The sequence below is a fragment of the Actinacidiphila epipremni genome (assembly GCF_012034175.1).
Classification (GTDB): domain Bacteria; phylum Actinomycetota; class Actinomycetes; order Streptomycetales; family Streptomycetaceae; genus Actinacidiphila; species Actinacidiphila epipremni.
The window spans coordinates 1-23,281 of the sequence record NZ_JAATEJ010000012.1 but is presented as its reverse complement, the minus strand read 5'-3'; the positions used below and the strand labels follow the sequence as shown (position 1 = coordinate 23,281).

General features: G+C 70.0%; 19 protein-coding genes and 2 pseudogenes. 8 read left to right on the top strand and 13 right to left on the bottom strand.

Going from position 1 to position 23,281, the window contains the following annotated elements; all coding sequences use genetic code 11:
* The first annotated feature begins 67 nt into the window (after positions 1 to 67).
* The 3 genes from HCN08_RS16535 (at position 68) to HCN08_RS16525 (ending at position 4,497) form a co-directional block, all read left to right on the top strand.
* Positions 68 to 805, top strand: coding sequence for a GntR family transcriptional regulator (locus tag HCN08_RS16535; protein ID WP_167983862.1), 738 nt, complete (start codon positions 68 to 70; stop codon positions 803 to 805).
* Between the two features lie 1,882 nt (positions 806 to 2,687).
* Positions 2,688 to 3,857: a hypothetical protein gene (locus tag HCN08_RS16530; RefSeq protein WP_167983861.1), complete on the top strand. Its 1,170-nt coding sequence runs from the start codon at positions 2,688 to 2,690 to the stop codon at positions 3,855 to 3,857.
* Between the two features lie 388 nt (positions 3,858 to 4,245).
* Positions 4,246 to 4,497 (top strand): hypothetical protein, encoded by a 252-nt coding sequence (locus HCN08_RS16525; RefSeq protein WP_167983860.1) that lies wholly within the window; start codon positions 4,246 to 4,248, stop codon positions 4,495 to 4,497.
* A 220-nt stretch (positions 4,498 to 4,717) separates the two neighbouring features.
* On the opposite strand, the gene HCN08_RS16520 is transcribed toward HCN08_RS16525, so the two are convergent.
* From HCN08_RS16520 to HCN08_RS16510, 3 genes are read right to left on the bottom strand one after another with little or no spacing between them, the layout of a single operon-like run.
* On the bottom strand, positions 4,718 to 5,029 hold the full coding sequence (locus HCN08_RS16520) for a hypothetical protein (protein ID WP_167983859.1): 312 nt from the start codon (positions 5,027 to 5,029) through the stop codon (positions 4,718 to 4,720).
* On the bottom strand, positions 5,026 to 5,316 hold the full coding sequence (locus tag HCN08_RS16515; protein WP_167983858.1) for a hypothetical protein: 291 nt from the start codon (positions 5,314 to 5,316) through the stop codon (positions 5,026 to 5,028). Before HCN08_RS16515 ends, HCN08_RS16520 begins: the two co-directional genes overlap by 4 nt.
* Positions 5,309 to 5,815 carry a bifunctional DNA primase/polymerase gene (locus tag HCN08_RS16510; protein WP_206318876.1) on the bottom strand — a complete coding sequence of 169 codons (507 nt, stop codon included), beginning with the start codon at positions 5,813 to 5,815 and terminating at the stop codon, positions 5,309 to 5,311. The genes HCN08_RS16515 and HCN08_RS16510 overlap by 8 nt, the downstream gene beginning before the upstream one ends.
* Before the next feature lie 256 nt (positions 5,816 to 6,071).
* Here HCN08_RS16510 and HCN08_RS36595 point away from each other — a divergent pair, with 256 nt between their 5' ends.
* Positions 6,072 to 6,233, top strand: coding sequence for a hypothetical protein (locus HCN08_RS36595; RefSeq protein ID WP_206318864.1), 162 nt, complete (start codon positions 6,072 to 6,074; stop codon positions 6,231 to 6,233).
* Between the two features lie 712 nt (positions 6,234 to 6,945).
* Positions 6,946 to 7,464: a hypothetical protein gene (locus tag HCN08_RS36590; protein WP_322974485.1), complete on the top strand. Its 519-nt coding sequence runs from the start codon at positions 6,946 to 6,948 to the stop codon at positions 7,462 to 7,464.
* A 10-nt stretch (positions 7,465 to 7,474) separates the two neighbouring features.
* Here the strand turns inward: HCN08_RS36590 and HCN08_RS16500 are convergent, their stop codons facing one another.
* Entirely contained in the window at positions 7,475 to 8,392 is a 918-nt protein-coding gene (locus HCN08_RS16500) for an aminoglycoside phosphotransferase family protein (RefSeq protein ID WP_167983856.1), read from the bottom strand.
* 411 nt (positions 8,393 to 8,803) lie between these two features.
* On the opposite strand from HCN08_RS16500, the gene HCN08_RS16495 reads away from it, so the two are divergent.
* A complete protein-coding gene (locus tag HCN08_RS16495) occupies positions 8,804 to 9,466 on the top strand; it encodes a hypothetical protein (protein WP_167983855.1) in 663 nt (220 codons plus the stop codon).
* A gap of 70 nt (positions 9,467 to 9,536) precedes the next feature.
* On the opposite strand, the pseudogene HCN08_RS35395 reads toward HCN08_RS16495, so the two are convergent.
* The 6 genes and pseudogenes from HCN08_RS35395 to HCN08_RS16470 form a co-directional block, all read right to left on the bottom strand.
* Positions 9,537 to 9,707 (bottom strand): annotated as a pseudogene (locus HCN08_RS35395) (tyrosine-type recombinase/integrase); the annotation flags it as partial.
* A 160-nt stretch (positions 9,708 to 9,867) separates the two neighbouring features.
* Positions 9,868 to 10,490 (bottom strand): annotated as a pseudogene (locus HCN08_RS16490) (NF041680 family putative transposase); the annotation flags it as partial.
* A 96-nt stretch (positions 10,491 to 10,586) separates the two neighbouring features.
* Positions 10,587 to 11,120, bottom strand: coding sequence for a TerD family protein (locus tag HCN08_RS16485; protein ID WP_167983854.1), 534 nt, complete (start codon positions 11,118 to 11,120; stop codon positions 10,587 to 10,589).
* Between the two features lie 340 nt (positions 11,121 to 11,460).
* Positions 11,461 to 12,006, bottom strand: a complete 546-nt coding sequence (locus HCN08_RS16480; RefSeq protein WP_167983853.1) for a hypothetical protein — start codon at positions 12,004 to 12,006, stop codon at positions 11,461 to 11,463.
* 65 nt (positions 12,007 to 12,071) lie between these two features.
* The gene (locus HCN08_RS16475) at positions 12,072 to 12,392 is read right to left on the bottom strand and encodes a hypothetical protein (protein WP_167983852.1); all 321 of its coding nucleotides are present in this window, start codon (positions 12,390 to 12,392) and stop codon (positions 12,072 to 12,074) included.
* A gap of 31 nt (positions 12,393 to 12,423) precedes the next feature.
* Positions 12,424 to 13,794 (bottom strand): CHAT domain-containing protein, encoded by a 1,371-nt coding sequence (locus HCN08_RS16470; protein ID WP_167983851.1) that lies wholly within the window; start codon positions 13,792 to 13,794, stop codon positions 12,424 to 12,426.
* 208 nt (positions 13,795 to 14,002) lie between these two features.
* Here HCN08_RS16470 and HCN08_RS16465 point away from each other — a divergent pair, with 208 nt between their 5' ends.
* Positions 14,003 to 16,063 (top strand): tetratricopeptide repeat protein, encoded by a 2,061-nt coding sequence (locus HCN08_RS16465; protein WP_167983850.1) that lies wholly within the window; start codon positions 14,003 to 14,005, stop codon positions 16,061 to 16,063.
* A gap of 349 nt (positions 16,064 to 16,412) precedes the next feature.
* On the opposite strand, the gene HCN08_RS16460 is transcribed toward HCN08_RS16465, so the two are convergent.
* The 3 genes from HCN08_RS16460 to pflB all read right to left on the bottom strand — a co-directional run bounded on the left by HCN08_RS16460 (position 16,413) and on the right by pflB (position 21,770).
* Positions 16,413 to 18,518, bottom strand: a complete 2,106-nt coding sequence (locus HCN08_RS16460) for a WD40 repeat domain-containing serine/threonine protein kinase (protein WP_265738219.1) — start codon at positions 18,516 to 18,518, stop codon at positions 16,413 to 16,415.
* 163 nt (positions 18,519 to 18,681) lie between these two features.
* On the bottom strand, positions 18,682 to 19,506 hold the full coding sequence (pflA, locus tag HCN08_RS16455) for a pyruvate formate-lyase-activating protein (protein ID WP_167983848.1): 825 nt from the start codon (positions 19,504 to 19,506) through the stop codon (positions 18,682 to 18,684).
* Positions 19,503 to 21,770, bottom strand: coding sequence for a formate C-acetyltransferase (gene pflB / locus HCN08_RS16450; protein WP_167983847.1), 2,268 nt, complete (start codon positions 21,768 to 21,770; stop codon positions 19,503 to 19,505). Before pflB ends, pflA begins: the two co-directional genes overlap by 4 nt.
* A gap of 341 nt (positions 21,771 to 22,111) precedes the next feature.
* Between pflB and HCN08_RS16445 the strand changes: the two genes are divergently transcribed.
* Entirely contained in the window at positions 22,112 to 22,795 is a 684-nt protein-coding gene (locus HCN08_RS16445) for a universal stress protein (RefSeq protein ID WP_206318863.1), read from the top strand.
* Positions 22,796 to 23,281: the final 486 nt, after the last annotated feature.

Here is a 23,281-nt window from a genome sequence, read left to right as displayed (position 1 = left end):
GCTTGTTCACGTTCGCGAACGAGAACAGCGACCACGGGTCGCGAACCACGACCACACGGAGCGACGGATGCCCCAGGAGAACACGCAGCCCAAGTACCGCCAGATCGCGGACTACCTGCGGCGCGGCATCTTGGACGGGACGTATCCCGCTGGCCAACCGCTCCCCTCCGAGGAAGCGCTGGCGAAGCAGTTCGGCGTGACGCGCCCGGCCGTCCGCCAAGGCCTCGCGGAGCTGCGCGCATCGGGACTGGTCGAGGTCATCATGGGCCGGGGGACGTTCGCCCGTTCCCCGCACAGCCGCCCGAGCCTCACCCGCCCCCGCGGCGTCCGCCGCACCCCGCAGGGCACCTACGCCGAAGCGGACGGCATCACCTGGACCGCCCACGAGGAGCCACTGGCCACCCGCACAGACGCGCCCCTCGCCTTGGCGGACCTCCTCCGCATCCCGCCCGGCGAACCGCTCTACACCTACGACGCGTTGGAGACCGCAGCACCCGGCCTACGCCAACTCCACCGCACGTACGTGCCGTTCTCCGTACTGGTCGACACCAAGTACGAGACGGAAGCACCCCCGCCGGCGCCCCAGCTCTACACCGCCCTGAGCGACCTCGGCCACGAACTCCACTTCACCGAGTACCTGCGCCCCCGGATGCCCCTCCCCGACCAGGCCCAGGCCCTCCGCCTCCCCGAAGGCGTCCCCCTCCTGACCATCCTCCGCGTCACCCACACCCCGGAGGACAAGCCCCTAGCCCTAGAAGAGTTCCACCTCCCCGGCAACGACTTGGAACTCTCCTACCCCCTCTAACCCGGCCTCCGGTCCAAACTTTCTCTACTCCATCAAGGCGGCTCGCTACCGCTCGCCGCGCGCTGCCCGGCTCACCGCCGGGGACGCCGCTCCTGTCTCCGCCCCGCTCCGCCCCCGGCTCCGCCGGTCGCGCGCCAGCAGCAAGCCACACGGCCAGGCCCAAACGGGGCCAGCCGTGGCTAGCCCCGGTCGGCTCCACGGCTTTACCCACCTCCCCGGTCCGGGACCCGCGTCGGGCATGGGCAGGGGGCCACTCGGACACATTGCGGTCAGGCCCAAAGACCTGCCCGAGTTGCCAACCAGCGTACGGCCCCCTGCCCATGCCCGACCCCGGCCCAGGCAGGCCACCGGCCAAACCCGCTCCACCGACCTCCTCTACCGGTTGCGGCGCCCCGGCACCACCAATGCCGCGGTAGTTACCGGAGGGATCAATTCCGGATGGCTACACGCACCTACGAATACCAAGATCACCAACAACCAGCGTCGAAGATCTTGGTCCGAGGCTTGCGAAACCAGAGGTCGGACGGTTTTCAGCACTTGCAGCCAGAGCTTGTTGGACATTGAACCTCCGTATAGAAGTCACACGGTTGAGCACTGCGCGAACGCATCGCGCTACGTCGCCGACCGTGCCAACCCACTGGATGACCGCAAAGAGGTGTCGGACTGCACAGGGCGATGAGCGGTTACCCTGATGCTCACCAACGTGTCCGACTGGTCCGAGTCGGACCACTTCGGCGCGCGGCAGGAGGCGCAAGTGTCTGGTGGGGCACCTGGGGAAATTTTGCAGGAAGAGCTCAGGTCCTTAGAGAGGCGCGCACAGGCCGCCCAAAAAGTACGAGGACGGGCCTGGACACGGAATACGGCCACTCAGATGTCGGGGCTCGCTAAGCAAACGGTTAGTGGATGGTTCAGCAAATCACGACCAAGAGTTCCAGCTGATTCTGACGAGTTGTGGAAATTGGTGACTACCTATAGCCATTGGGCTAACGAAAAGGCGTCACGTAAGTATTGGAATGACCTATGGGGAGTAGCTCAAAGGGCCACCCTTGTCGACAGAAAACTTAGCAGTCCAAGTCGGCGGATTTCCGAATGGACGGATCCATTCTCCCTAGAAGTCCACCGGTCGATTGACTCCGGGGCGGAAGCTCTTGGGCTCCCCGCACTCCCCACCTATGTGCGTCGGCCCCACGACGACGAGCTCGATGCCCGAATAGCACGCGCGGAAGCGGGACAAAATACCCTCGCTATCCTCGTGGGTGAATCATCTACGGGAAAGACTCGCGCTTGCTGGGAAGCGGTTCAAAAGATCTCGGCTTCTTGGACCTTATGGCACCCCATTTACCCGGGACACGCCGAGGCGCTTATGGCGGCCCTTGAAGACGGAATACCTCCTCGAACCGTCTTGTGGCTAAATGAGACGCAGCTGTATCTGCAAACACCGGCAAGCAATCTCGGGGAAAGGGTCGCGGCGGGACTACGGGAACTCATGAGACGATCTGAGCTAGGTCCAATCCTGATACTTGGAACTATTTGGACAGAGAATTGGGACAACTTGACCCGGCCTCCGCAACAGAGTGGCAGTGACAGTCACACTCAGGCTCGATCACTTCTCGGAAATGCTGGAATACCAGTACCTAGTAGCTTTTTCGGCGAGGCGCTCGAAGACTTGAAGTCCTCCGCCAATTCCGACCCGCGCCTGCTGGCCGCGTACACAAACGTCGCTGACACAAGCGCTCGAATTGCACAATTCTTGGCAGGCGCCCCAGCGATAATGGAGCGGTACCAGAATGCCCCTTTCGTTGCCAGATCCATACTAGAATCTGCCATCGACTTGCGGCGGATGGGGTACACGCAAAAAATACCTGGGCCATTACTTGCTGATATGGCTGGCGCCACGATGGAAACCGATATATTCGATTCACTCCCAAGCGATTGGTTCGAAGATGGCTTAGATTACGCGCTGGCCAAATGCGTGGGTACACCAGGGCCAATAAGCCGAGTGCGAGCACGGAGAATATCAGCCAAGAATAATGAGGCAACATACCGCGTAGCAGATTATCTCGAACAAACCGGCGGGGAATCGCGCCGCTTTCTTCCGCTGCACCCGAAATTTCTCGACGTAGTCATCGCGCATGTTGATCAAGTCGATCAGCTTAAATCGATCGCCTCAGCCCTGGAACACAGGGGGCGTCAGTTCTGGGCTGCACAACTATATCTGAGAGCGTGCGATTTGGGGGATTTTGAGTCTTCTCTCGCACTTGCCGCCATCCTGAGCTTCGCGGGTGATCCTGCCGGAGCAGCGCAAACAATGAGGATCCAATGCGGAAGCAGCGATCCTCGATACGGCGAGTTTCTTGCTTTCTACCTCCACAGAAGCGGGCAAGTCGAAGCAGCCGAGGAGGTATGCATATCAGAATTCAATCGAGGCAACCTAAGGCCATTGCTCCGCCTCAAGGAAGCGTATGAACTTGCCGATACTGATACCAGAATCGACGACCTCCACGCGAAAGTGATAAGCAGTAAGTATCCTGAGATCTTCAAGTTTATAACTGAGGCCCAAGAGGAATTTCACACGACTTTGCACAAAGTGAGCACCTTGGTGGCGAATCGGCTCAGAATAACTCGCGAGCACGCAGAATTACAAGTGCTCGAAGAGATAGACCTTGCACTTCCGAGGATTAAGTCTCTCTCTGAAGCAATGGACTTGCACACAAGAGAGATGCAAGATTCCGTAAGACGTCTCCGAAGTCTAGTCGAAGATAGTTCTGAAGATGAGCGCCGTCGTGAAGTCAAAGAAATGCGTGCTAGGATTTCCCTACTTGAACAAGCAGGTGAAATCGAGACTGCGCGAAAGTTGATTACGGATGGATTGAACGCCGGAATAATCGGGCTGGAGACCTTGGGGAGCCACCTTTCCCTTCAGGATGAGTCGAATCATATTGAATATATTGAGGGACGGGGCATCGATTGGGACGGTGCTCTCAATCAGCCCTGGAAACTCAGCGATGTGCGGCGTGCGTGTTATAAGTCTCTACGCGGTGAAGGCTTATAATTCTCATCGCCTCATGCCTATCTTTCGGACACGATACGTGAACCCAAGCGCTTCGCAACGTCCGCAGGGCGAGGCGTCTAGGCACTCGCGCACAAGACTCGACAGTAGATTTCACCTGGCTGCAACAGGTTGAGCCCGTCCGCTGTGCAGACGCGTGCCCGGTGCGTGCCCGATCGGGCGGTGAACCCCGGTCAGACGCGGTCATCAGAGAGGCCCGCCAGGGGGGCCACGGCTCCACTGTACGCGCAGGTCAACGCCGGCTTCCAGGCCTCGAAGCCCCGTGATTCCCGCGCTCAGGTGCGATGTTTGAGAAGGCCGAAGGTGAGCCGAAGTCACCACCACCCCTCAGACGGGTTCCCGTCCGCGGATGGAGGGTATCGAAGCTGCCATGAGTGATGCCCAGAAGAATGAGGTTCGCGATCTCGTCAGCGCCTTGGGGGCCGACATCCACGATCGGCACTGCCAACCCGCCTACAACGCCGCCGCGAACATCTGCTCCGAGGTCTTCGACTCCATCCCTGTCGATCTACATGATCTCGTACAGGAGGCAGCCGCCGCCGGGTATGCGGCTGCCCTCAGTGACCTAGAGAACGGGAGGCTGGATGAACAGGTGCGAGAGCGGTCCGAACTCCTCGACTGAGCCGCCGACCTTCGCCTTGAGGTCGAACCTGTGAATAACTCGGTCTCATCCTCTTCTCTTGTTCGGCGCCGTTCAGCGCAGTTCGAACGATGAGTAGGGCTGCCTTGCGCCGTTGAGCCAAGACGTGCGTCAGCAGCACACGACATGGCCTCCCGTCCGGGCTGCGGCGCTGGGGCGCCGGTCCCGGCCGGGAGGCCGAAACGCTACGTGCTTGAGGCAGTCAGGGGCTGGGCGCCGCCGCGGCATCCTCCGTGGACCATTCATCCATCTTCTCGGCGAGCAGCCCGACCGCCAGGAGAGCCGAGAGGCGGAGGGCGGTTTCCGGGAGGATCTTGCCCAGGCTCACTACTCCGTCGCCGAGGATGTTGACGTCAGCGTGGAGGGACGCGAAGCCGTCCGCCAGGTCGGCGAGGACGAGTTGTTCGGCCAGTGTCTCAGCGGCTCGCCTGCCCTCCGCCCAGCCGCGGACGTAGGGAATGTCGGGGGCGAGCATGCCAGCTGGTTGGGCGCAGGCGCCGCGGGGGTCGGTCATGTTGGGTCTCCTTCTTCGGCAGGGTCGGGGCGGACGAAAGCGAGGCCGCGGCGGAGGAGTTCAGCCAAGCGTTCCGCCGTGTTCGGGGCTACACGGCCAAGCTCCACGTAGCCCTGGCCGAAGGCGTTCAGGTCGGCGCGCAGGTAGGGGACGTCCCGTTCGAGGCTGGTCAGTTGCAGGGTCTCGCGCAAGTGGGCAACCGCGTGCCGGGCCGACTGCCATTGCGGGCTGTCGATCGCCGGGGCGGTCACGTCATCGCGGCTCACGGTCGGGTCGTCCTCACGCATCGGCCATCTCCTCCCCGTAGCGCTCGGCCCGCGCGATCAGGCGGGCGGAAGCCGCGAGCATCACGCCGAGGGCAATCGTCTGGAGCGGCGAGCAGTGCTGAGGCCGCAGCAACGGGCTCAGCCACTCGAAGCGGTCGCCGGGCAGGGGCACGGGCCCCGGCAGGACGACGTACGAGCCGTCGCTCAGGTAGCGGTACGCCGGGGGCGTCACCGTCTCACGCGTCACGGTCCGCTCGAAGAGACCGCGAGTGCCAGGGGGCACCAAGAAGCCGGTCCGGCCCGCAGCACGGTCGATCAACGCCGCTCCCGCGGGCATTCCCCGTCGCCGGAGCTGGTCCAAGGTCTCGATGCCGAGTGCCTGCTGCGTCACCACGACGTCGAACAGCGAGCCGGCCGACACCACTTGAGGCTGGCGCGGGTCGTCCGACCAGATCATCCGGAACTGTTGCGGATCGCCGGAAGCCTCGCTGAGCCAGTCGATGCTCCGCCGCGTCACCATCTGCACGCGCCATCACCCCATGCCACCCCGCGACGGTCCATCCGCCGCTGAATCCAGCGTCGGGCGGTAGGGCTGAGCCGGGCAGATGACGACGGGTGACGTCCAGGGGTGACGTGGGGGTGACGCGGAAGGTACCCGCGTCGCCGTCCGTCATCCCCCGCGAGAGGCCGAGCGCCATAAACGGGCGGAGCAGTGACGGTGCACGCGCGTACAGTGATGGGCCAGTCACCCGCGTGAGACAGGCGAGGAGGACGCGGTGGAGGAGCCGAACGGGCGAGTCGCCGACGTGATCCGGGACGCCCGTCATTCGCGCGGCTGGGGACAGCTTCGGCTTGTGAGCGAGCTGCGGCGCGCCGCCGCGAAGCGCGGGAAGACATTGGCCTCCGACGCCAGCGTGAAGCGCCGGATCGCCAGCTAGGAGAACGGGCACAGCCGGCCGGATGACTTCTACGGTGGGCTGTTGGTCGATGCGTTGGGCATCTCCGCCGCGGATCTTGGGCTGACCGCCGATGAGGTGACGACCGGCCCCGCGGTGGCGGAGGCGCGGTACCCGGACAGCTCCGAGGGCGCACTCACGACCATGGTGGAGCTCTGGCACGCCGACCTTGCGGACGTACCGGCGCTGGCACAGTCGCCCCTGTCGGACCGGGCGTGGGCCGACGCCTCCTTACGTTGGCTGGTCACCCCGGAGAGGAAGGCGCCCGCGTCCCGCAGCCAGGGTGGGATGCGCGTCGGGATGGCCGACGTCGCCATGGTGAAGGCCACGCCGGACACCTTCGCCACCCTGGACGACCGGTTCGGCGGAGGCCACGCCCGCCGGGCCGTCATCCAGTACCTCAGCCACGACGTGGCGCCCCTCCTGCACGGCACCTACACGGAGTCGGTCGGCCAGGCCCTCTTCTCGACCGTCGCCGAAGCGATGTTGCTCGCCGGCTGGATGTCGTACGACGCCGGACATCATGGGCTCGCCCAGCGCTACTACCTCCCCGCACTCCGACTCGCCCAGGACGCCGGCGACCGGCGCCTTGCGGGAAGCGTGCTCTCCGCGATGAGCCACCAGGCCACCTTCGTCGGCCGGTTCCACGACGCTGCGACGCTCGCGGCGGGCCGCGCGTATGGGCATCTCCGGCGTGGCGACGCCGACTCTCATGGCGCAGTTCTGGGCGATGGAGGCCCGCGCCCTGGCCCGCACGCCCGACCATCGCGCGACGCAGCACGCGCTCACCGAGGCCGAGCGCTTCCTCGACCGGCGCAACCACGCCGACGAGCCCGAGTGGATCACCTACTTCGACGACGCCGAGCTGTCCGCCGAGGCCGCCCACTGCTTCCGCGACATCAACAGCGCTCAGCGGTCCGTGGAGCACGCGGGGAACGCCATGAGCGGCAGCCACGTCCGCAGTGACTTCTTCGCCACGATGGTTCTCGCCGACGCGCACCTGCGGGCCGGGGACATTGAGGAGTCGTGCCGCGTCGCCCTGGACGCCCTCGACCTTGGCGGGCAGCTGCGGTCGGCGCGGGCCGTCAGCTACCTCGCGGAGTTCCGCACCGCCCTGACGCCGTTCGGGGCAAACGGCCACGTGCGCGACCTGCACGAGCAAGCCGCCGAGCACCGGTTGTGGGCGGCAGCTGGCAGCGGACCTGACGCGTAGAAGCGCGTAGTCAGAAGGGTTGCCAAAGGTGCCGGTCGCCGCCTGTACGGATGGACTCGACACGGCGGGCGAACTCCTCGGCCGCCTTGGGCTCCGCCGCCGCCTTGCCGCCGAGCCAGAGCGTCATCATCAGCTCGCGCAGGTCGGCCAGCACCTCGTAGCCGGGCCAGTTCATGACGTCAAAGCCGTAGTGGTCGACGAAGGACGCGTACTCGGCGCGGGTGTGCCAGCCGAAGCGGTCGTAGAAGAGGGCCGTCTGGATCAGGTCCCACTCGCGCGGGGCGAGCGCGAAGTCGTCCAGATCGATGAGCACGGCCCGGCCCGCACGGTTGCGGAGCACGTTGCCGATGTTGGCGTCACCGTGGATCAGGCCGAAGGGTAGGACGAAGTCCAGCCGGCCGTACTCCTTCTCCAGCCGGTCCGCACGCTCGCACAGGAAGGCCGCGTCCTCCGGTCGGACGCCAGCGCCCAAGCCCGCGAGGCCGGCGCGCACCTTCGGCGCGGGATCGAAGTACGGCAGCGCCAGCGCTTCCGGCTCGTCCAGCCAGTGGAGCTGCTTGAGCAGGTCCGCCAGCTCCGGCAGCGTCGCGTACTCCTCGTCGTCCTGGACGCTCTCCCAGAACGTCACCGCGTGGCCCTGGACGACTCGCGGCTGGGCGATGCCGGACACCAGGCGGTTGGCCGGGAGGTGCACCTCCGCCAGCCACCGGGCCACGGCCACGGTCCGCGCCACCTCCGCCAGCTCCTCCGCGTCCGCGGTGATACGGACGATCACCCGGCCGTCCGCGAGCGCGTACACGGCGTTGGACCCGAGCCGCACCAGCCGAGCCCCAGCCGCGTCGAGTCCCACGTCACCGCACGCCGCTTCCAGCGCCCGCCCCGCGGCCTCGACCGTGAACCCCGACTCACCCGTACCGCCGCTCGCCATGCCATCGACCCTACGGGCCGCGCTACTCCCCCGGGACCGCCTTCACGTCATAGGGGCGTAATGATCAAGCCGTTCCCGGCCGTCCCAACGGCCGAGTGCCAAGCTCAGCGCCCTGAGCCCAGCGGCAGGCGCCGTAGCCTCCGGAGCCGTGTGCGCAGGTTCGAATCCTGCCGGGGCACCTTGCAGAAGGTGCCGACAGACCCCGCCACCAGCCGTGTTGCTGGGTGCGGGGTCTTCGTCTGTGCGCAGCCGAACGCGGCTCGCGGCAGCCGTTCGCCAGTGATCACATTGGAATAGCGTGTTGATCTTCACGGCATTTGCAACTGCGCCGCAACTAGCGTCGTCCGGACCTACGACAGCCGCCGGGCACCTGGCGAGGCGAAACCGCTTAGTCGTGCATGATCAGAGGAATTGGACAAGGCCCCGGGGGTCAATTTGAGCATGATGGGCATGTGGGTCATGGGCGCTGTGGCCGATGAGCAGATACATGACGCGCTCTGCGCTGCCGCGCAGACGCCATCGCCGACGCCAGCACACGCCAACGCGTCAAGGGAACTGGCTTGGTGGCGTGACGAGGCCCAGGGGTCGCTGTTCCGCCCTTCGACGGCCGTGGCCGGCGAGTGGCAAGCAGGCGATGACGCCTTCCGCCTGAGCGACTTCCTCGACACTTGCCGTGACGACTCAGACCAGGTGGAAGCGCTGCGCGACGCGCTTATGGACCATTTTCCGACGGAGGGCGAGGGGCTGTTCATAGCCACAGCACGGAAGGCCAGCCCGTTCTCCGCGCTTGCCTACGCACTCGGCCCTGACGCAGTGATCCGACTACCCGGCTGGTTGGGCGACTTTCTGCTCAAGTCCGACGAGGTCCGCGCCGCACTCCCCGCAGCCGAGGAGGCCCTGGCCCTGGACGGAGCCCGGCGTCGGCAAGCCGTCGAGCGCATCCACGCCTGGATGACCGGCCTGGGTGACGCCCCCGACCACGACGCCGACGGACTCCTTGACGGCCCTCTGCGCGTGCTCCGCCACGCCGCTCGCACGGGCCAGGGCGCGGCCGGCCACGTCCGCTGGTACTGACAAGCACAGACGGCGACATTTTGAACGGGGTCCCGGATAGTTCCGAGACCCCGTATCTGCCGTGTTCCGCTTCCCGCAAGCCCTGCATGATCCGGTCGTTCATCTCCGCCTCTTGGCCGTCGATGCACTTGGCGTAGATCTTGAGCAGCACGTCCTTCGAGTGCCCGGCGCGGGCAGCGATTTCCGGCGCCGCGACGCCGGAGTTGAGCCGCTGCGAGGCCCCCGCCTGCCGCAGGTCGTACCCGGGCAAGCCGAGCGGGCGCGGCTCAGGGCGTCAAGGTCGTTCGTACAGTGGTGGGTTTCGAGAGGCTCGGTCGAGGTGCAGGCTGAGGATCAGTACGCCGTACCGTCGTCGCCAGTCACGGGCTTCGCGTAGTCGAGCACGTACTCAACTTGTTTTTTCAACCGGTTCGTCGAGGTTTGGTGCCCACCTTGTGGCGGGCCGGTCGCTGGTACGGCTCGTTGCCGGTGAGAACTCGTCCCACGTCGTGGCGGGTGGCGGGTCTCCGGTTCTTCGAGCCGGGTGGGCGGCCGGGGCCGGGTGTGGTGGGTTTCGGTGCACCGGCGGGTGAGCCGGTCGTCGTGCGGAGGTTCCGGAACCCTCGCCGGACGCGGGCCGGGGTGAGCTTGTCCGGCGGTGCCGGCTTCTCCCACGGCCGGCGCAGGTCGGTGGCGAGGGGGCGGGCGAGGCGGAGTTGGTGTGGGCGGCGATGATCAGCCAGGTCCAGCGGTCGGCGGCGGCCGAGTCGCGCAGGCGCGGCCGGGTCCAGCCGAGGGTCAGCTTGAGCATGCGGAAGGTGTGCTCGATGTCGAACCGTCGCAGGAACGCCTGCCAGCACCGGTCGACGTCGGCCGGGGTGGCACCGGTCCTCGACCGCCACAGCCAGACCGGCTTGTTCACCCCACCGGAGGGCAGGTGCTCGACCGTCAGGCGGATGGCCATCCCGTCGATGACGGGCAGCGGGCTGTCGTGCTCCAGCCAGGCGGGCCGCTGGGTCAGTCTGGGGTGCAGCCGGTCCCACGCACATGATCACACCAAGGCCGCACCACTGTCGCACCAGCCCTCGCAGGCCAACCGACCCTCAACTCGGCTTGCCGACAAGATCGTGAAAAAACAAGCTCAGTCCGGCAGGCGGCCCATCGTGCGGCTGAGGGTGTCGGGGTCGGCGTCGTAGCCGACCAGCAGGCTGTGGAATTGCCATGCGCCCGACGCGGCGCGGGTGAACTCCGCGATCGTCGCGCCCGTGGCGGGGGCGACCGAGGTGAAGTCGCCCTCGGCCAGCACGGTGTAGCCGGCTACGAGTTGGTAGGCCGGGTTCGCCACGCCCTGGAACTCCAGTCGGCCGAAGCCCTGTTGGATCGCCACGCCCACCACGACCCTGCCGTACTCGGAACTGAGCCGGCCCAGGTCGAGGGTCATCACCTCGTCGAAGCCCAGGCCCTTGCCGTTGGTGCTGTCGCGGTTGAGCCAGATCGTGCCGTCGGGCGAGAACCGGCTGCCGAAGGCGACCAGGTACGCCGGGTCACCGTGCTCCGCCCCGACCCGGTACGTCGCCGCGATCAGGTCCAGATCGCTCGGCGGCGCCCCCAGCGGGCTCGGGTCCCACTTCAGGCGCGCCTCGGCCCGTTCGATGCCCTTGCTGAGGCCGCTCATCAGACGCCTCCCCTTCGGGCGGCCGTGCACGGGCCGCCATCTCTCTTTGTCGATTAACTCCCGCACCTTGCCCACTGTCCACAGTTCCCCGCCCCGGGGCTGCCTTGAACGGCGTCTTCAAGCCGTCCCCGCCCGCGCGCGGGGACGGCTTGCCAGTGCAGGGTGCGACGGCGGCGGTGGCCTGGTCGGCCGTGGCCGCTGCCGTGGCGGCGGGGACCTGACCAGGGGGGCATGGCGTGAGTGGCGTGCGGACGGCAGGGCGCCGACCGCGGTCGGCGGGATGCCGGCTCGCCCATCGGTCCGGCGGCGCCGCTGATGTCCGTTCCGCTCCCACGAATCGTCATGGACACGTATCGGCGACCCGGATCACGCTCCCCGCCGGCAGCGCCAGGGTCACCTCGCCGTCTTCGGTGAGCAGGCGCGCCTGGCCGTCTCCCAGACGCAGGACCGTCCCGCACAGGGTCTCCTGCGGTGTGACGACCACCACCCGTGCGGTTTCCTTCGCGGGGCCGTACCAGTTCGTGGCGACAGCGCCGGCCAGGAACAACACGCACAGCAGAGTGCACCTCACCCCCCACCGCAGGTACCGGGCCGAGGTGAGGGCCTCCTGGTGATCGGCCGCAGCCCGGGTGGGCAGGCCGGCTGTCCGGGTGGTGCGGTAGGTGCCGTGCGAGGCGCGCATGAGGCACAGCGCCCCGCTCAGACCGGCCAGCAGGGCGACGGCCAGGAGCAGCCCGACGGTGACGGCCCACGGGCGGGCCAGTTCGCCGATGTCGGTGCGGCCCTGGATGAGGCCGAAGCCGAGCAGGCCGGCCAGCAGCGCGGCCAGGCCGGTGCGCCAGGCGATCGCCGCGGCCCGCACTCGCGGCAACTCGGCGCGGAGCATTTCCCTGCGCTCCCGTGCCCGCCTGCGGTCCGCCGACGTGGCCGGGGGAAGGGGCTGCGGCTGGGTCATCTGCGGTTGTCCGGTACCCGGTACAGCCAGGTGGCGCCGCACCCCGTCTCACCCTCGGGACTGCCGGGGTGGGGGCGCTCCTTGCCTTCGCAGAGGATCGGTTCCGTCATGCCCGCCAGGCCGCCGGGCGACTTGAACACCTCGGCCACGAGCTCCACCTCCATCTCGCACGAGCAGCGCGGACACGGCCCGCTCAGCGTGAGGGAGCCACCTCCGTCGTGCCAGGTCCGGGTGAAGGTGCGGGCGGCGGTCTCCGCGTACCCGGGCTCGCTGATCTCCTGGTACGGCAGACAGTCGTTCCGGCGCCGCGTCGGCACGGGTCGATCGCCTCCTCCTGGTGCGGACCGCTCACGGCCCGGTATGGGTGAAAGGCGTCCAGAAGCTCAGGCCGGCGCCTGCCGCCCTGAGGTTCAGGACGGCCTGGTGCACGGCGCGCGCAGCATGCTCGGGCCGGAAGACACCCCCTTGGCACAGGTACCCGTAGACGTCTGCCGCGAACGCGGCGGCTGCGTCGTCGCGGACCGACCAGAGGGTTGCGACGACGTGGCGGAAGCCGGTGTGGTGCAGGGCGGCGGCCAAGGTGACGACCTCGTCGGGCAGACCGACGCCGCCGGTGGCCGACTTGCAGGCGGACAGGAAGGCGAACGTCCCGGTGTGCCGGCCCGCGCTGATCTCCGCCACGCTCAGCAGCCCGTCGGCCAGCAGGACCCCTCCGGCGGACGGATCGGTGAGGTCCTGGGTGCCGTGGCAGCTGAAGTGCACGTTCGGGCTGTCCCGCAGCGCGCGGCGCACCCTGTCCCGGGTGGCGGCGGGCCCCTCCAGCACTGTGTGCCGTGACCCGGCGAACAGCCGCGTGAGCAGAACCCGGTCCTCCACGGCGCTGCGCAGGGGGGCTTGGCCGGGGCCGTCGGGCATGCTGACCACCAGCATCTCCTGCTCCTGCTCCTGCTGTTGCTCCTGCCTCCGCGGCCCGGCAGAAGTCCGCGCGCGGGCGGTCTCAAGGGCGCGCACGGTCGGCGTGTACGAAGAGACCACCCGGTCCAGCACACTGTCCATGCCGCAGGACGGCGATGCGTCGTGATATCCGGCTGCGTGCAGCGGCAGAACCGTCAGCGGCCCCGTGGGGCACCACCACAGGCGCGCCGGGGGCAGGCCACCCGCGGGCCGCGCGCCCGGCGGGGAGGACGGCGAGGACGGCGAGGGGGGCGAGGGGAGACCGCCGAGCGAGGAGAGGACCGGTTCGGTGATCGTGTCCCACAGCCAGGCCAGCACCGCGCGCAGCGTCCGCTCCTGCTCCTGGTGGGTCTCCCGCAAAGTCCGCACCGCCGCGCGTCGCCCTCGCGCGGAGGAGGAAGACGGGTCCGCGGTGTAGGCGCGCAGTGCCAAGTCCGCTTCCTGCCGGGCCTGTTCGACCCGCTGCAGCGCTTCGAGATAGCTGTTGGCCTGTTCGCCGACTGCTTCCTGGGTCAGTTGGGGATACTCGACGACCTCGACACCCTCCGGATGGACCACCAGCGCGTCGCAGCGCCAGCGGCTCGCGGTCAGGACCACGACCGGGCCGTCCGCCGCCGCGCCCGTCAGCCGGCCGATCTCGGGTGGCCGCAGGAAGTCGTGGAAGCCCGGCAGGTCGCGTACGCGCGTCAGGGTCCGATCCCATTCCCGGGCCAGTTCCATGCGCCGCCCCGCCGACTGCGAGGCGTGGTCGCGCGCCGACGTCATGCCGCACCCCCTCCGGGATCCCCCTGGCTCCCGTATGTTCCCAGTATGCGCGGTACGCGTACCCGGCGACCGGACTTTCCGTACGGTGGTGGGGCGGAGGGCTTTCTGGCGCTGTGACGGGAGAGAGCGTCATCTCGGCGAGGGCGGTGTGCTGTGGGCCGTCACGACGTGGACGACGACGGGGGTGGAGTGCATGTGGAATGCCGTGTTGGCGGAGCGGGCACAGTCGGCCATGCGGCGGGCGCTGGAGACGAACTCGCAGGCCGACCTGGACGCCGCCGTCGGTCTGTTACGTCGGCTCCGCCGCGCCACCGCGCACACCGACGACGGACGTACGTCCCTGACGCTCAGTCACTTCCTGGTCCGGCGCTACGAGTTGTCGGGGCGCAGGGACGATCTGGACGAGGCGATAGACCTGTTGGAAACGCTGTGCGCGCGAGGTGACCTCCCCACGGCGCTTCGGCCCATGGCTGTCGACCAGTTGGGCACCGCGCTGATGCGCCGCCACGAGTCCTCGGGCGCGGACGGTGACCTGCGGGGCGCCGAGGCGGCCCTGCGGCAGGCGGTCTCGCTCCACCTGCCCGGCGACCTGCGTACGGGGGCCACCGACGCACTGGGGGTCGTCCTGCGGATGTGCTTCGTCCGCTGGGGCGAGGCGGACGTCCTGGAGGAGGCCGTGGCGATGGGCCGGCGGGCGGCGGCCCCCTCGGGGGGCGTCGGCAGCGACCGCTTCTCTGCCCTCAACAACCTGGCCGTGACCCTGCGGATCCGCAGCGAGCGTTTCGGACGCCTCGCCGACCTCGACGAGGCCGTCACTCTCGGACGGGAGGCGCTCGCGGTGATCGCGCCCGGCCACCCCCGCCTTCCCGGCTTGCGCTTCAACCTCGGCCAAGCCCTGCGCCTGCGGGCGGCGCGTGCCGAGCCCGGCCCGCAGGCGGAGCGGGACCTCGACGCGGCCATGGAGCTCCTGCTGTCGGCCGCCGCCGCCCTGCCGCCGGGCAGCCCGGAGCGCTCCCGCGCGTCCGCGGGGCTTGCCACCGCCTACCGCGAGCGCTTCGACCACACGGGGGACGAGGGTGACCTGGAGGCGGCCGTCCGCTGGACCCGCGACGCGCTCGCCCGCGCCGAGGGGGGCCGCGCCGACCGTTACGCGATGCTGTCCAACCTGGGCACGGCCCTCGGCGCGCGTTTCCGGTTGCGCGGCTCCACCCAGGACCTGCAGGACGCGCTCGAAGCGCTGAAGGCGGCAGCTTTGGCCCTGCCGGACGACCACGCGGCGAAACCCCTGGTCCTGGCCGAGTCGGGCATCCTGCTGTGGGAGCTGCACGAGCGCACGGGCGACCCCGCCGTGCTGGACCGCTCCGTCCTTGTGCAGTCGCGTGCCCTGGAACTGATGCTGCCGCAGAGCCCCGAGGAACCCGGTCGGCGTTCGAACCTCGGCCTTGCCCTGCGCACCCGCGGCATCCTCACCGGCAGCGTCGACGACCTGGACGCTGCCGTGCGTGAAGGGGAGGCGGCGGCCGACGCGGAGCCGCGCGGCAGCCGGCGGCGCCCTCTCGTGCTGAGCGTCCTCGCCGGAAGCCACTGGGCCCGCTTCGAGGCGAGCGGCGAGCGCGCGGACCTCGACGACACGGTTCGTGCCGCCGAGGAGTCGCTGACCGGCCGGTCCGCCGCGGACCCGGGCCGGGCCGAGGCGCTGCGCACGCTGGGCACCGCGCTCGCGGCGCGCGCCGGGCAGGCCGGGAGTGAGCACGACCGCTCCCGGGACCTGCGCCAGGCGGTGGCCGCCCTGCGGGAGGCGGCCGGTACCGAAGGAACCGCGGCCCGGCTGCTGGTGGACAGCGCCCGCAGATGGGGTGAGGTCGCGGCGGCCCTGGAGGACTGGGACGACGCGGTGGAGGGCTTCCGGGCAGCCGTCGGCGCGCTGCCGACGCTGGCCTGGCCTGGCATCGTACGAGCCGACCAGGAGCGCCTGCTCGCCGAGAACGACAGCCTCGCCCAAGACGCCGCAGCCGCCGCGCTGCGGGCCCGCGCTCCGGAGACCGCCCTGTGCCTCCTCGAACAAGGGCGCGGGGTCATCTGGTCCCATCTGCTGGACGCCGAGGGGGCGCGCGCCGAGATCGGCCGGCTTCGGCAGACCCGCGAGGGGGCGGAGCTGGCCGACCGCCTGGAAGCGATCCGGCAAGAGATGGACACCCTCGGCCCGCTCGGGCTCTCAGGCACCCCGCCAGGAACCGTATCGGGCACCATGCGTGAGGCTTCCCCGTGATCGTGGACACCTGGAGACCGGGACGGTTCAGGGGGCGGTGTCCCGCACGAAGTAGAGCCGGTTTTCGATCACCACTGTGACCTCACGATCTTCGCGATGCGTTCGGGAGCGGCCTGGCGGCTGGTCAGGTCGGCGATGACGTGGACGGCGACGAGCCGGCCTCATCGAGGACGAGGAAGGGGTGATGCAGAGGGTGTCAGGCGAGCAGGGTGGGTGCGGGGCGGGCGGATTCGGTGGGTTCGGCGTGGTCGTTGTCTTCGGCGGTGCGGAGGCGGGGGTCTCCGGTCGTAGGGGCGGGAGGGCCTACGGCTCGGGCGGCGGATTCAGCGGCGGTGGGTGGGTGGTGGGGTCAGGTGGTGGGGGTGAGGAGGGCGGAGACGTCCCATTGGCGGAGGGTGGCGTCGGTGGCGCCTGTGGTGAGGGTGGGGTGGGTGGGGCTGAAGGCGAGGGTGGTCACCGTGTCGGTGTGGCCTCGTAGGACGGTGCGGGTGGAGTGGGTCTTGGCGTCGAGGAGGTGGACGTCGTGGGCGTCGGCTATGGCGAGGACGGTGCCGTCGGGGCTGAAGGCCAGGGCGGTGCCGCTGAGTTGGGCCATGACCTCGGTGGGCTTGCGTGCCGCTGCCGTCGGGTTCCAGAACCGGGTGCCGACGCCGCCGGAGACGAGTTGCCGGCCGTCCGGGGAGAAGGCCAGGGCGGTGACCGGGTCGTCGGACGTGAGCTGGGCGTAGGGGGTGTTCGGGGTGTTGGACTGGAGGTTGCAGAGGTAGATCGCGCCGTCGTCCAGGCCGATGGCGATCTCGGAGGTGGTGCGGGGGCGGGCGGCGACGCTGCGGGTGGTGGCCTTGCTGTCGGACGGGAGGACGAGGCTGTTGGCCTTGGAGGTGGCGCTCAGGGGCTGGGTGCTCCACCAGAGGGTGCTCAACGCGCCGCTGCCGGCGAGGAGTTCCTTGCCGTCGGGGGTCCAGGTGACGGGGTCGGCCGCGTACGACAGACCTTCGAGCCTGACGGCCAGGGCTTGCGTCGCGACGTCCCAGATGGCGACGAAGCCGGCGTCCTGGGCGTGGGTGTTCATGAACGCGACGGCCAACCGCTTGCCGTCCGGGCTGAACGACGCCGTGCGCGGGCTGCCGGACGTCTCGCTCGACGTCAACGTGGCGCGCCAGCGGTTCGGGTCGGTGTCGTAGAGCGAGACCGAGCCGTCCAGGCTCGTCACGGCGAGGCTCGTACCGTCCGGGCTGTAGGCGACGCTGTTCACCGCGGTGTCGTCGAAGCCGCGCAGGGTGCTCAGCAACTCCCGACTGGTGCCGTGGCCTTGGTCGCGCAGTGCCAGCGCCGCCGCCGTGCCGCCGCCCGCCGCCGCCACGACCGCCGCGCCTGCCCAGAGGAGTGTTCTGCGGCTCGGTCCGCGTGACGTGGTGACGGGGGGTGTAGGAGTTGGGGTTCCCTCTTCCGTGGCGCCCCTCGGTCGCGGGGCCGTCCGGGTGGGCGCTGGGCGGTCGGTGCGGTCCAGGACCGTCGCGGGATGCGTCAGCGGCTCGGGCCCCTGCCTCTCCGGAGTCACGGGCGACGCCTCGGCGACCGCAGCCGCGCCCTGCGCCAAGGGGGCTGGCTGCGCGGCCAGTTCGCGGAGGCGGGCCGCCACGTCCTCCGCGCTCGGGCGCTCCGCCGCGTCCTTCGCCAGCAGCGCGGTGAGCACCTCCGCGAGCGGGCCCGCGTGCTCGGGCGGGGCCGGGGGCTGGGTCAGGATCGCGACGTACAGCGCGGTGAGGGTCGGGGCGTCGAACGGGGCGCGGCCCTCGACGGCGGCGTAGAGGGTCGCGCCGAGCGCCCACAGGTCGGCCGCCGACTCGACCGTGCGGCCCTCCAGTTGCTCGGGCGCCATGTACTGCGGGGTGCCGACGATCGTGCCGGTGTGGGTGAGGCGGGTCGTGGCGTCCAGGACGCGGGCGATGCCGAAGTCGGTGATGACCGGTCCGCGGTCGGCGAGCAGGACGTTGTCCGGCTTGAGGTCGCGGTGGACGATGCCGGCGGCGTGCGCGTGGGCCAGTGCGGCGGCGATCTGGGCGCCGAGGGCGGCGACTTGGGGCCAGGGCAGGCGCCGCGCCGGTTCGCGTACGGTACGGGCCAGCGACTCGCCGGGCACGTACTCCATCACGATCCACGGCTCGGCCGACGCGTCGGGCGTGCCGTCGGGTGCCTCGCGCACCACGTCGTGCACGGTGACGATGCCGGGGTGGCGCAGCCTGGCCGCCGCGCGGGCCTCGCGCAGCGCCCGGGCGACCATCGCGGCGCGCTCCTCGCCGGTGAGCTCGACCGGGAGCAGGACTTCCTTGAGGGCGACCTCGCGGTGCAGCGTCTCGTCGTACCCCCGCCAGACGCGGCCCATTCCGCCCCGCCCGACCGTTTCCAGCAGCCGGTAACGGCCGCCCACGACGCGTTCCGCGCCCATCCCCATCCCCACGCGGGCAGCATAACGACGGCTACGGCCCGTGTCAGTCGCGTCGCGAGGCCCGTACGGCGTTGCGCACGGGGGCAGTTGGGCGGGCTGTCGGCCCGCGGGTTACCTGGGGCTTCGCGGCCTTGCGCACGTCACCCGGTGTCCCGTACGCCCCGGCGGCTCACAGGGCGCGCAGGCCGTGTTCGCGGAACTGGGCGCGGACCCGGTCGACGAGGTCGGGGGACGGGGTCGGGGTGTCGCGCAGCGGGAAGGGGAGGCCCAGGGCGTCGTACTTGGCCGCGCCGAGCTTGTGGAAGGGCAGGACGTCGATCTGCTCGACGTTGCCCAGGCCGGCCGCGAAGGAGGCGAGGCCGTCCACGGCGGTCTCGTCGTCGGTCCAGCCGGGCACGAGCACATAGCGGATGCGGACCGGTACGCCGAGCCGGTCGAGGCGGGTGGCGAAGCTCAGGGTGGGGGCCAACGAGCCGCCGGTCAGGGCGCGGTAGGCGCGGACGTCGAAGGACTTGACGTCGAGCAGGACGAGGCTGGTGTCGGCGAGGAGCTCGTCGGTGGCGCGGGCGCCGAGGAAGCCGGAGGTGTCCAGGGCGGTGTGCAGGCCCAGTTCGCGGCAGCGGCGCAAGATCCTTGCGGCGAAGTCGGGTTGGAGGAGGGGTTCGCCGCCGGTCAGGGTGACGCCGCCGCCCGCGGCGGTGATGAAGGCGGTGTAGCGGCCGATCTCCGCCATGACGTCGTCGACGGTCATGTGCCGGCCGTCCCGCATGTGCCAGGTGTCGGGGTTGGCGCAGTACAGGCAGCGCAGGGGGCAGCCGCTGAGGAAGAGGACAAAGCGGGTGCCGGGTCCGTCGACGCCGGTGGACAGGTCCCAGGAGTGGACACGGCCGGACGCGCCTGACGGCGTCGCGCCGGCGGGTGCCCTCCCCGCCGGGGCGTCGTCCGCCGGGCGGCTCACCGCGTGCTCGCCCGCCCGGCGGGCGTCCGTGCTCATCGCGCACCGTGGAACGTGCGGCTGATCACGTCGAGTTGCTGCTCGCGCGTCAGGCGGACGAAGTTCACCGCGTAGCCGGACACCCGGATCGTGAGCTCCGGGTACCGCTCCGGGTGGGCCATCGCGTCCTCAAGGGTCGTCCGGTCCAGGACGTTGACGTTGAGGTGGAATCCGCCGGTCGCGGTGTAGGCGTCGAGGATGCCCGCCAGGTTCGCGGCCCGCTCGGCAGGGTCGTGGCCGAGCCCTTCGGGGGTGATGGTCGAGGTGAGCGAGATGCCGTCGCGGGCCTGGGCGTAAGGGATCTTGGCGACGGACATCGCGGAGGCGATCATGCCGTGCCGGTCGCGGCCGTTCATCGGGTTCGCGCCCGGCGCGAAGGGGGCTCCGGCGGGCCGTCCGTCGGGGGTGGCGCCGGTGTGCAGGCCGTAGACGACGTTGGAGGTGATGGTGAGCACCGACTGGGTGTGCTCGGCGTCGCGGTAGGCGGGGTGCCGGGCGATCTTCGCCATGAACGACTCGACCAGGCCGGTCGCCAGGGCGTCGGCCCGGTCGTCGTTGTTGCCGTAGGCCGGCCAGTCGCCGTCCGCCCGGTAGCCGACGGCGAGCCCGGTCGCGTCCCTGATGACCTTCACCCGCCCGTACTTGACGGCCGAGAGGCTGTCCGCGGCGACGGACAGTCCCGCGATGCCGCACGCCATGAAGCGGTGCACCGGGTGGTCGTGCAGCGCCATCTCCAGCCGCTCGTAGGCGTACTTGTCGTGCATGTAGTGGATGACGTTGAGGGCGTTGACGTATGTGGCGGCCAGCCAGTCCAGGGTGCGGTCGTACGCGGCGGCGAGTTCGTCGTAGTCGAGGTACTCGCCGGTCAACGGCGGTGCGGGCGGGGCGACTTGCTCGCCGCTCATTTCGTCGCGCCCGCCGTTGACCGCGTAGAGCAGGGCCTTGGCGAGGTTGACGCGGGCGCCGAAGAACTGCATCTGGCGGCCGACCGCCATCGCGGAGACGCAGCAGGCGATCGCGGTGTCGTCACCGGTGCGCGGGCGCATCAGGTCGTCGGACTCGTACTGGATGGCGCTGGTGTCGACGGAGACCTGGGCGCAGAACTTCTTGAAGCCGTCGGGGAGTTGCGGCGACCACAGCACCGTGAGGTTGGGTTCGGGCGCCGGGCCGAGGTTGTAGAGGGTCTGCAGGAAGCGGAAGGAGGTGCGGGTGACCAGGGTGCGGCCGTCGGTGCCCATGCCGCCGATGGACTCGGTGACCCAGGTGGGGTCGCCGGAGAACAGCGCGTCGTACTCCGGGGTGCGCAGGAAGCGCACGATCCGCAGCTTGATCACCAGGTCGTCGATCAGCTCCTGGGCGCGGGTCTCGTCGAGGAGGCCGGCGTCGAGGTCGCGCTGGAGGTAGACGTCGAGGAAGGTGGAGGTGCGACCGAGGGACATCGCGGCGCCGTTCTGCTCCTTCACCGCGGCGAGGTAGCCGAGGTAGAGCCACTGGACGGCCTCGTGGGCGGTGGCGGCCGGGCGGGTGACGTCGCAGCCGTAGTCGGCGGCCATCCTGGCGAGTTCACCCAGCGCGCGGATCTGCTCGGCCAGTTCCTCGCGGTCGCGGATCATGTCGGCGGTGGAGGGCAGCGCGTCGAGGCGGGCGCGTTCGGCGCGCTTGGCGTCGACCAGGCGGGCGGTGCCGTAGAGGGCGACGCGGCGGTAGTCGCCGATGATGCGCCCGCGGCCGTACGCGTCGGGCAGGCCGGTGATGATGCCCGCCTTGCGGGCGCGGCGCATCTCGGGGGTGTAGGCGTCGAAGACGGCGGCGTTGTGCGTCTTGCGGTACGTGCCGAAGATCTTGCCGACGGCCGGGTCGGGCTCGTATCCGTAGGCGCGCAGGCCCTTTTCGACCATGCGCAGGCCGCCGGCCGGCATGATCGCGCGCTTCAGCGGCGCGTCGGTCTGCAGGCCGACGATCAGCTCGCGGTCGCGGTCGATGTAGCCGGGGGCGTGCGACGTGATCGTGGAGGGGGTCGCGGGGTCGACGTCGAGGATGCCGCGGCGGCGCTCCTCGGGGAGCAGGTCGGTGATGCGTGACCATACGGCGAGGGTGCGTTCGGTCGGGCCGGCGAGGAAGCCGGAACCGCCCTCGTAGGGCGTGTAGTTGGCCTGGATGAAGTCGCGTACCGCGATGTGCTCGCGCCAGTGCCCGCCGCTCGCGAAGCCGGCCCAGGGGTCGGCGGTGGCCGCCTGCGGGGTGAGGTCGGTGATCGCCGTCATGTCGGGAACTCCCTTGTCGCGTCGTCGGCTTGCTTGATCGCGTCGGCCGGCCTGTCGCGTCGGCCGGCTTGCCTGTCGCTTCGGCGGCTTGCCTGTCGCTTCGGCGGCTTGCCTGTCGTGTCGGCCGGCCGCTTGTCGTGTCGGGCGGCCTGCCTCGATGGTCGCCGGGCGCCGGCGGGGGCGGGGAGGGCCGACCGGGGCCGGTCCGGCGTGCCGAACGGCCCTGCCGCGAGGGCGGGTCGGCCTGCGGGCGGGTGCGGGGCGGCCCCTCCCGTACGGCGGCGGGCGGTGCGGAGGATCGGGGCGGCAGTGCTCGGACCGGGACGACGGAGGCGGCGGACATGTGGGCGCGTGCGGTGGTGGTGGGGATGGACGGATCGGTGGCGGCCTTCCGGGCGTTGGACGCGGCGGCGTGCGAGGCGGAGCGCCGGGGCGCCGTGCTGGAGGTCGTGCACTGCGTGGCGGATCCGGACGAGGCCGGTCCGGTGCTGCGGGCGGCTGCGGCGCGGCTCGCGGAGCGCCGTCCGGGCCTGGCGGTACGGCAGTCGGCGGTCGTCGGCGACCCGGTGGAGGTCCTGGCGGAACGCAGCGGGGCGGCGGAGCTGGTCGTGGTCGGCTCGCGGGGCGCGGCCGGCCTCGGCCGGTTGCTGACGCATTCGGTGAGCCGTCGGCTGGCCGCCCGTACGCGCGGGCCGCTGCTCGTCGTACGGGGCACAACGCGCGCGGCGGCTACGGGAGTTCGGGGCGGGGTGCTGCTCGGGGTGGCGGGTGACGGGGACGCGGAGGCGGCGCTCTTCGCCTTCGAGGAGGCCGCGTTGTGCGGATGCGGCCCCGGGCTCGCGGTCGACGCCCGGTCGGTACGGGCCGGGCAGTGCCGGGCGCTCATCGAGGCGTCCGGGACGTCCCGGCTGGTGGTGCTGGCGGCGCACCGCCGACGGGGGCTGCCCGGCCGGGAGTTGGGGGCGGTCACGGCGGGGCTGCTGCGGCATTCGCGCTGCCCGGTGGTCATCGTGCCGGTGCCGTAGCCGGCGTTGTACGCGTACGTCCGAGGGGCCCGTCAGGTACGCCTGGCGGGCCCTAGGTGCGTAACGGGACTGCGGGGCGGGGCTGTTGGGGCCGGGGCGTAACGGGCCTGCGTGCTCTAGCCGTTGGGCCCGGCGGCGTAACGGGCTTGCGGCCCGCAGCCGTTGGGCCAGGCGCGTAACGGGACCGCCGGCCACGTTCGTTGGGCCCCGCGCGGACCGACCGGGCCCGGAGGCAGGGCCGTTCGGCCCACCGCACTCGGGCCCTGCGCCTCCAGTGCCGCAACCCCCGCCCGCAGGACAGTAATGGCGTACCGAACGACCACCACCGAACGAACAGGGAGCACACCATGGCCGTCCACCACCCCACCCGGCAGCACAGCGGATTCCACCTCCCCAGCTGGAACAAGGCGTTCGCCGCCCCGGTGGAGGACGCGAAGGCCGTCGCCGCCGGCCACACCCTCGCCGCCAGGTCCCTGGCGGTGGCCC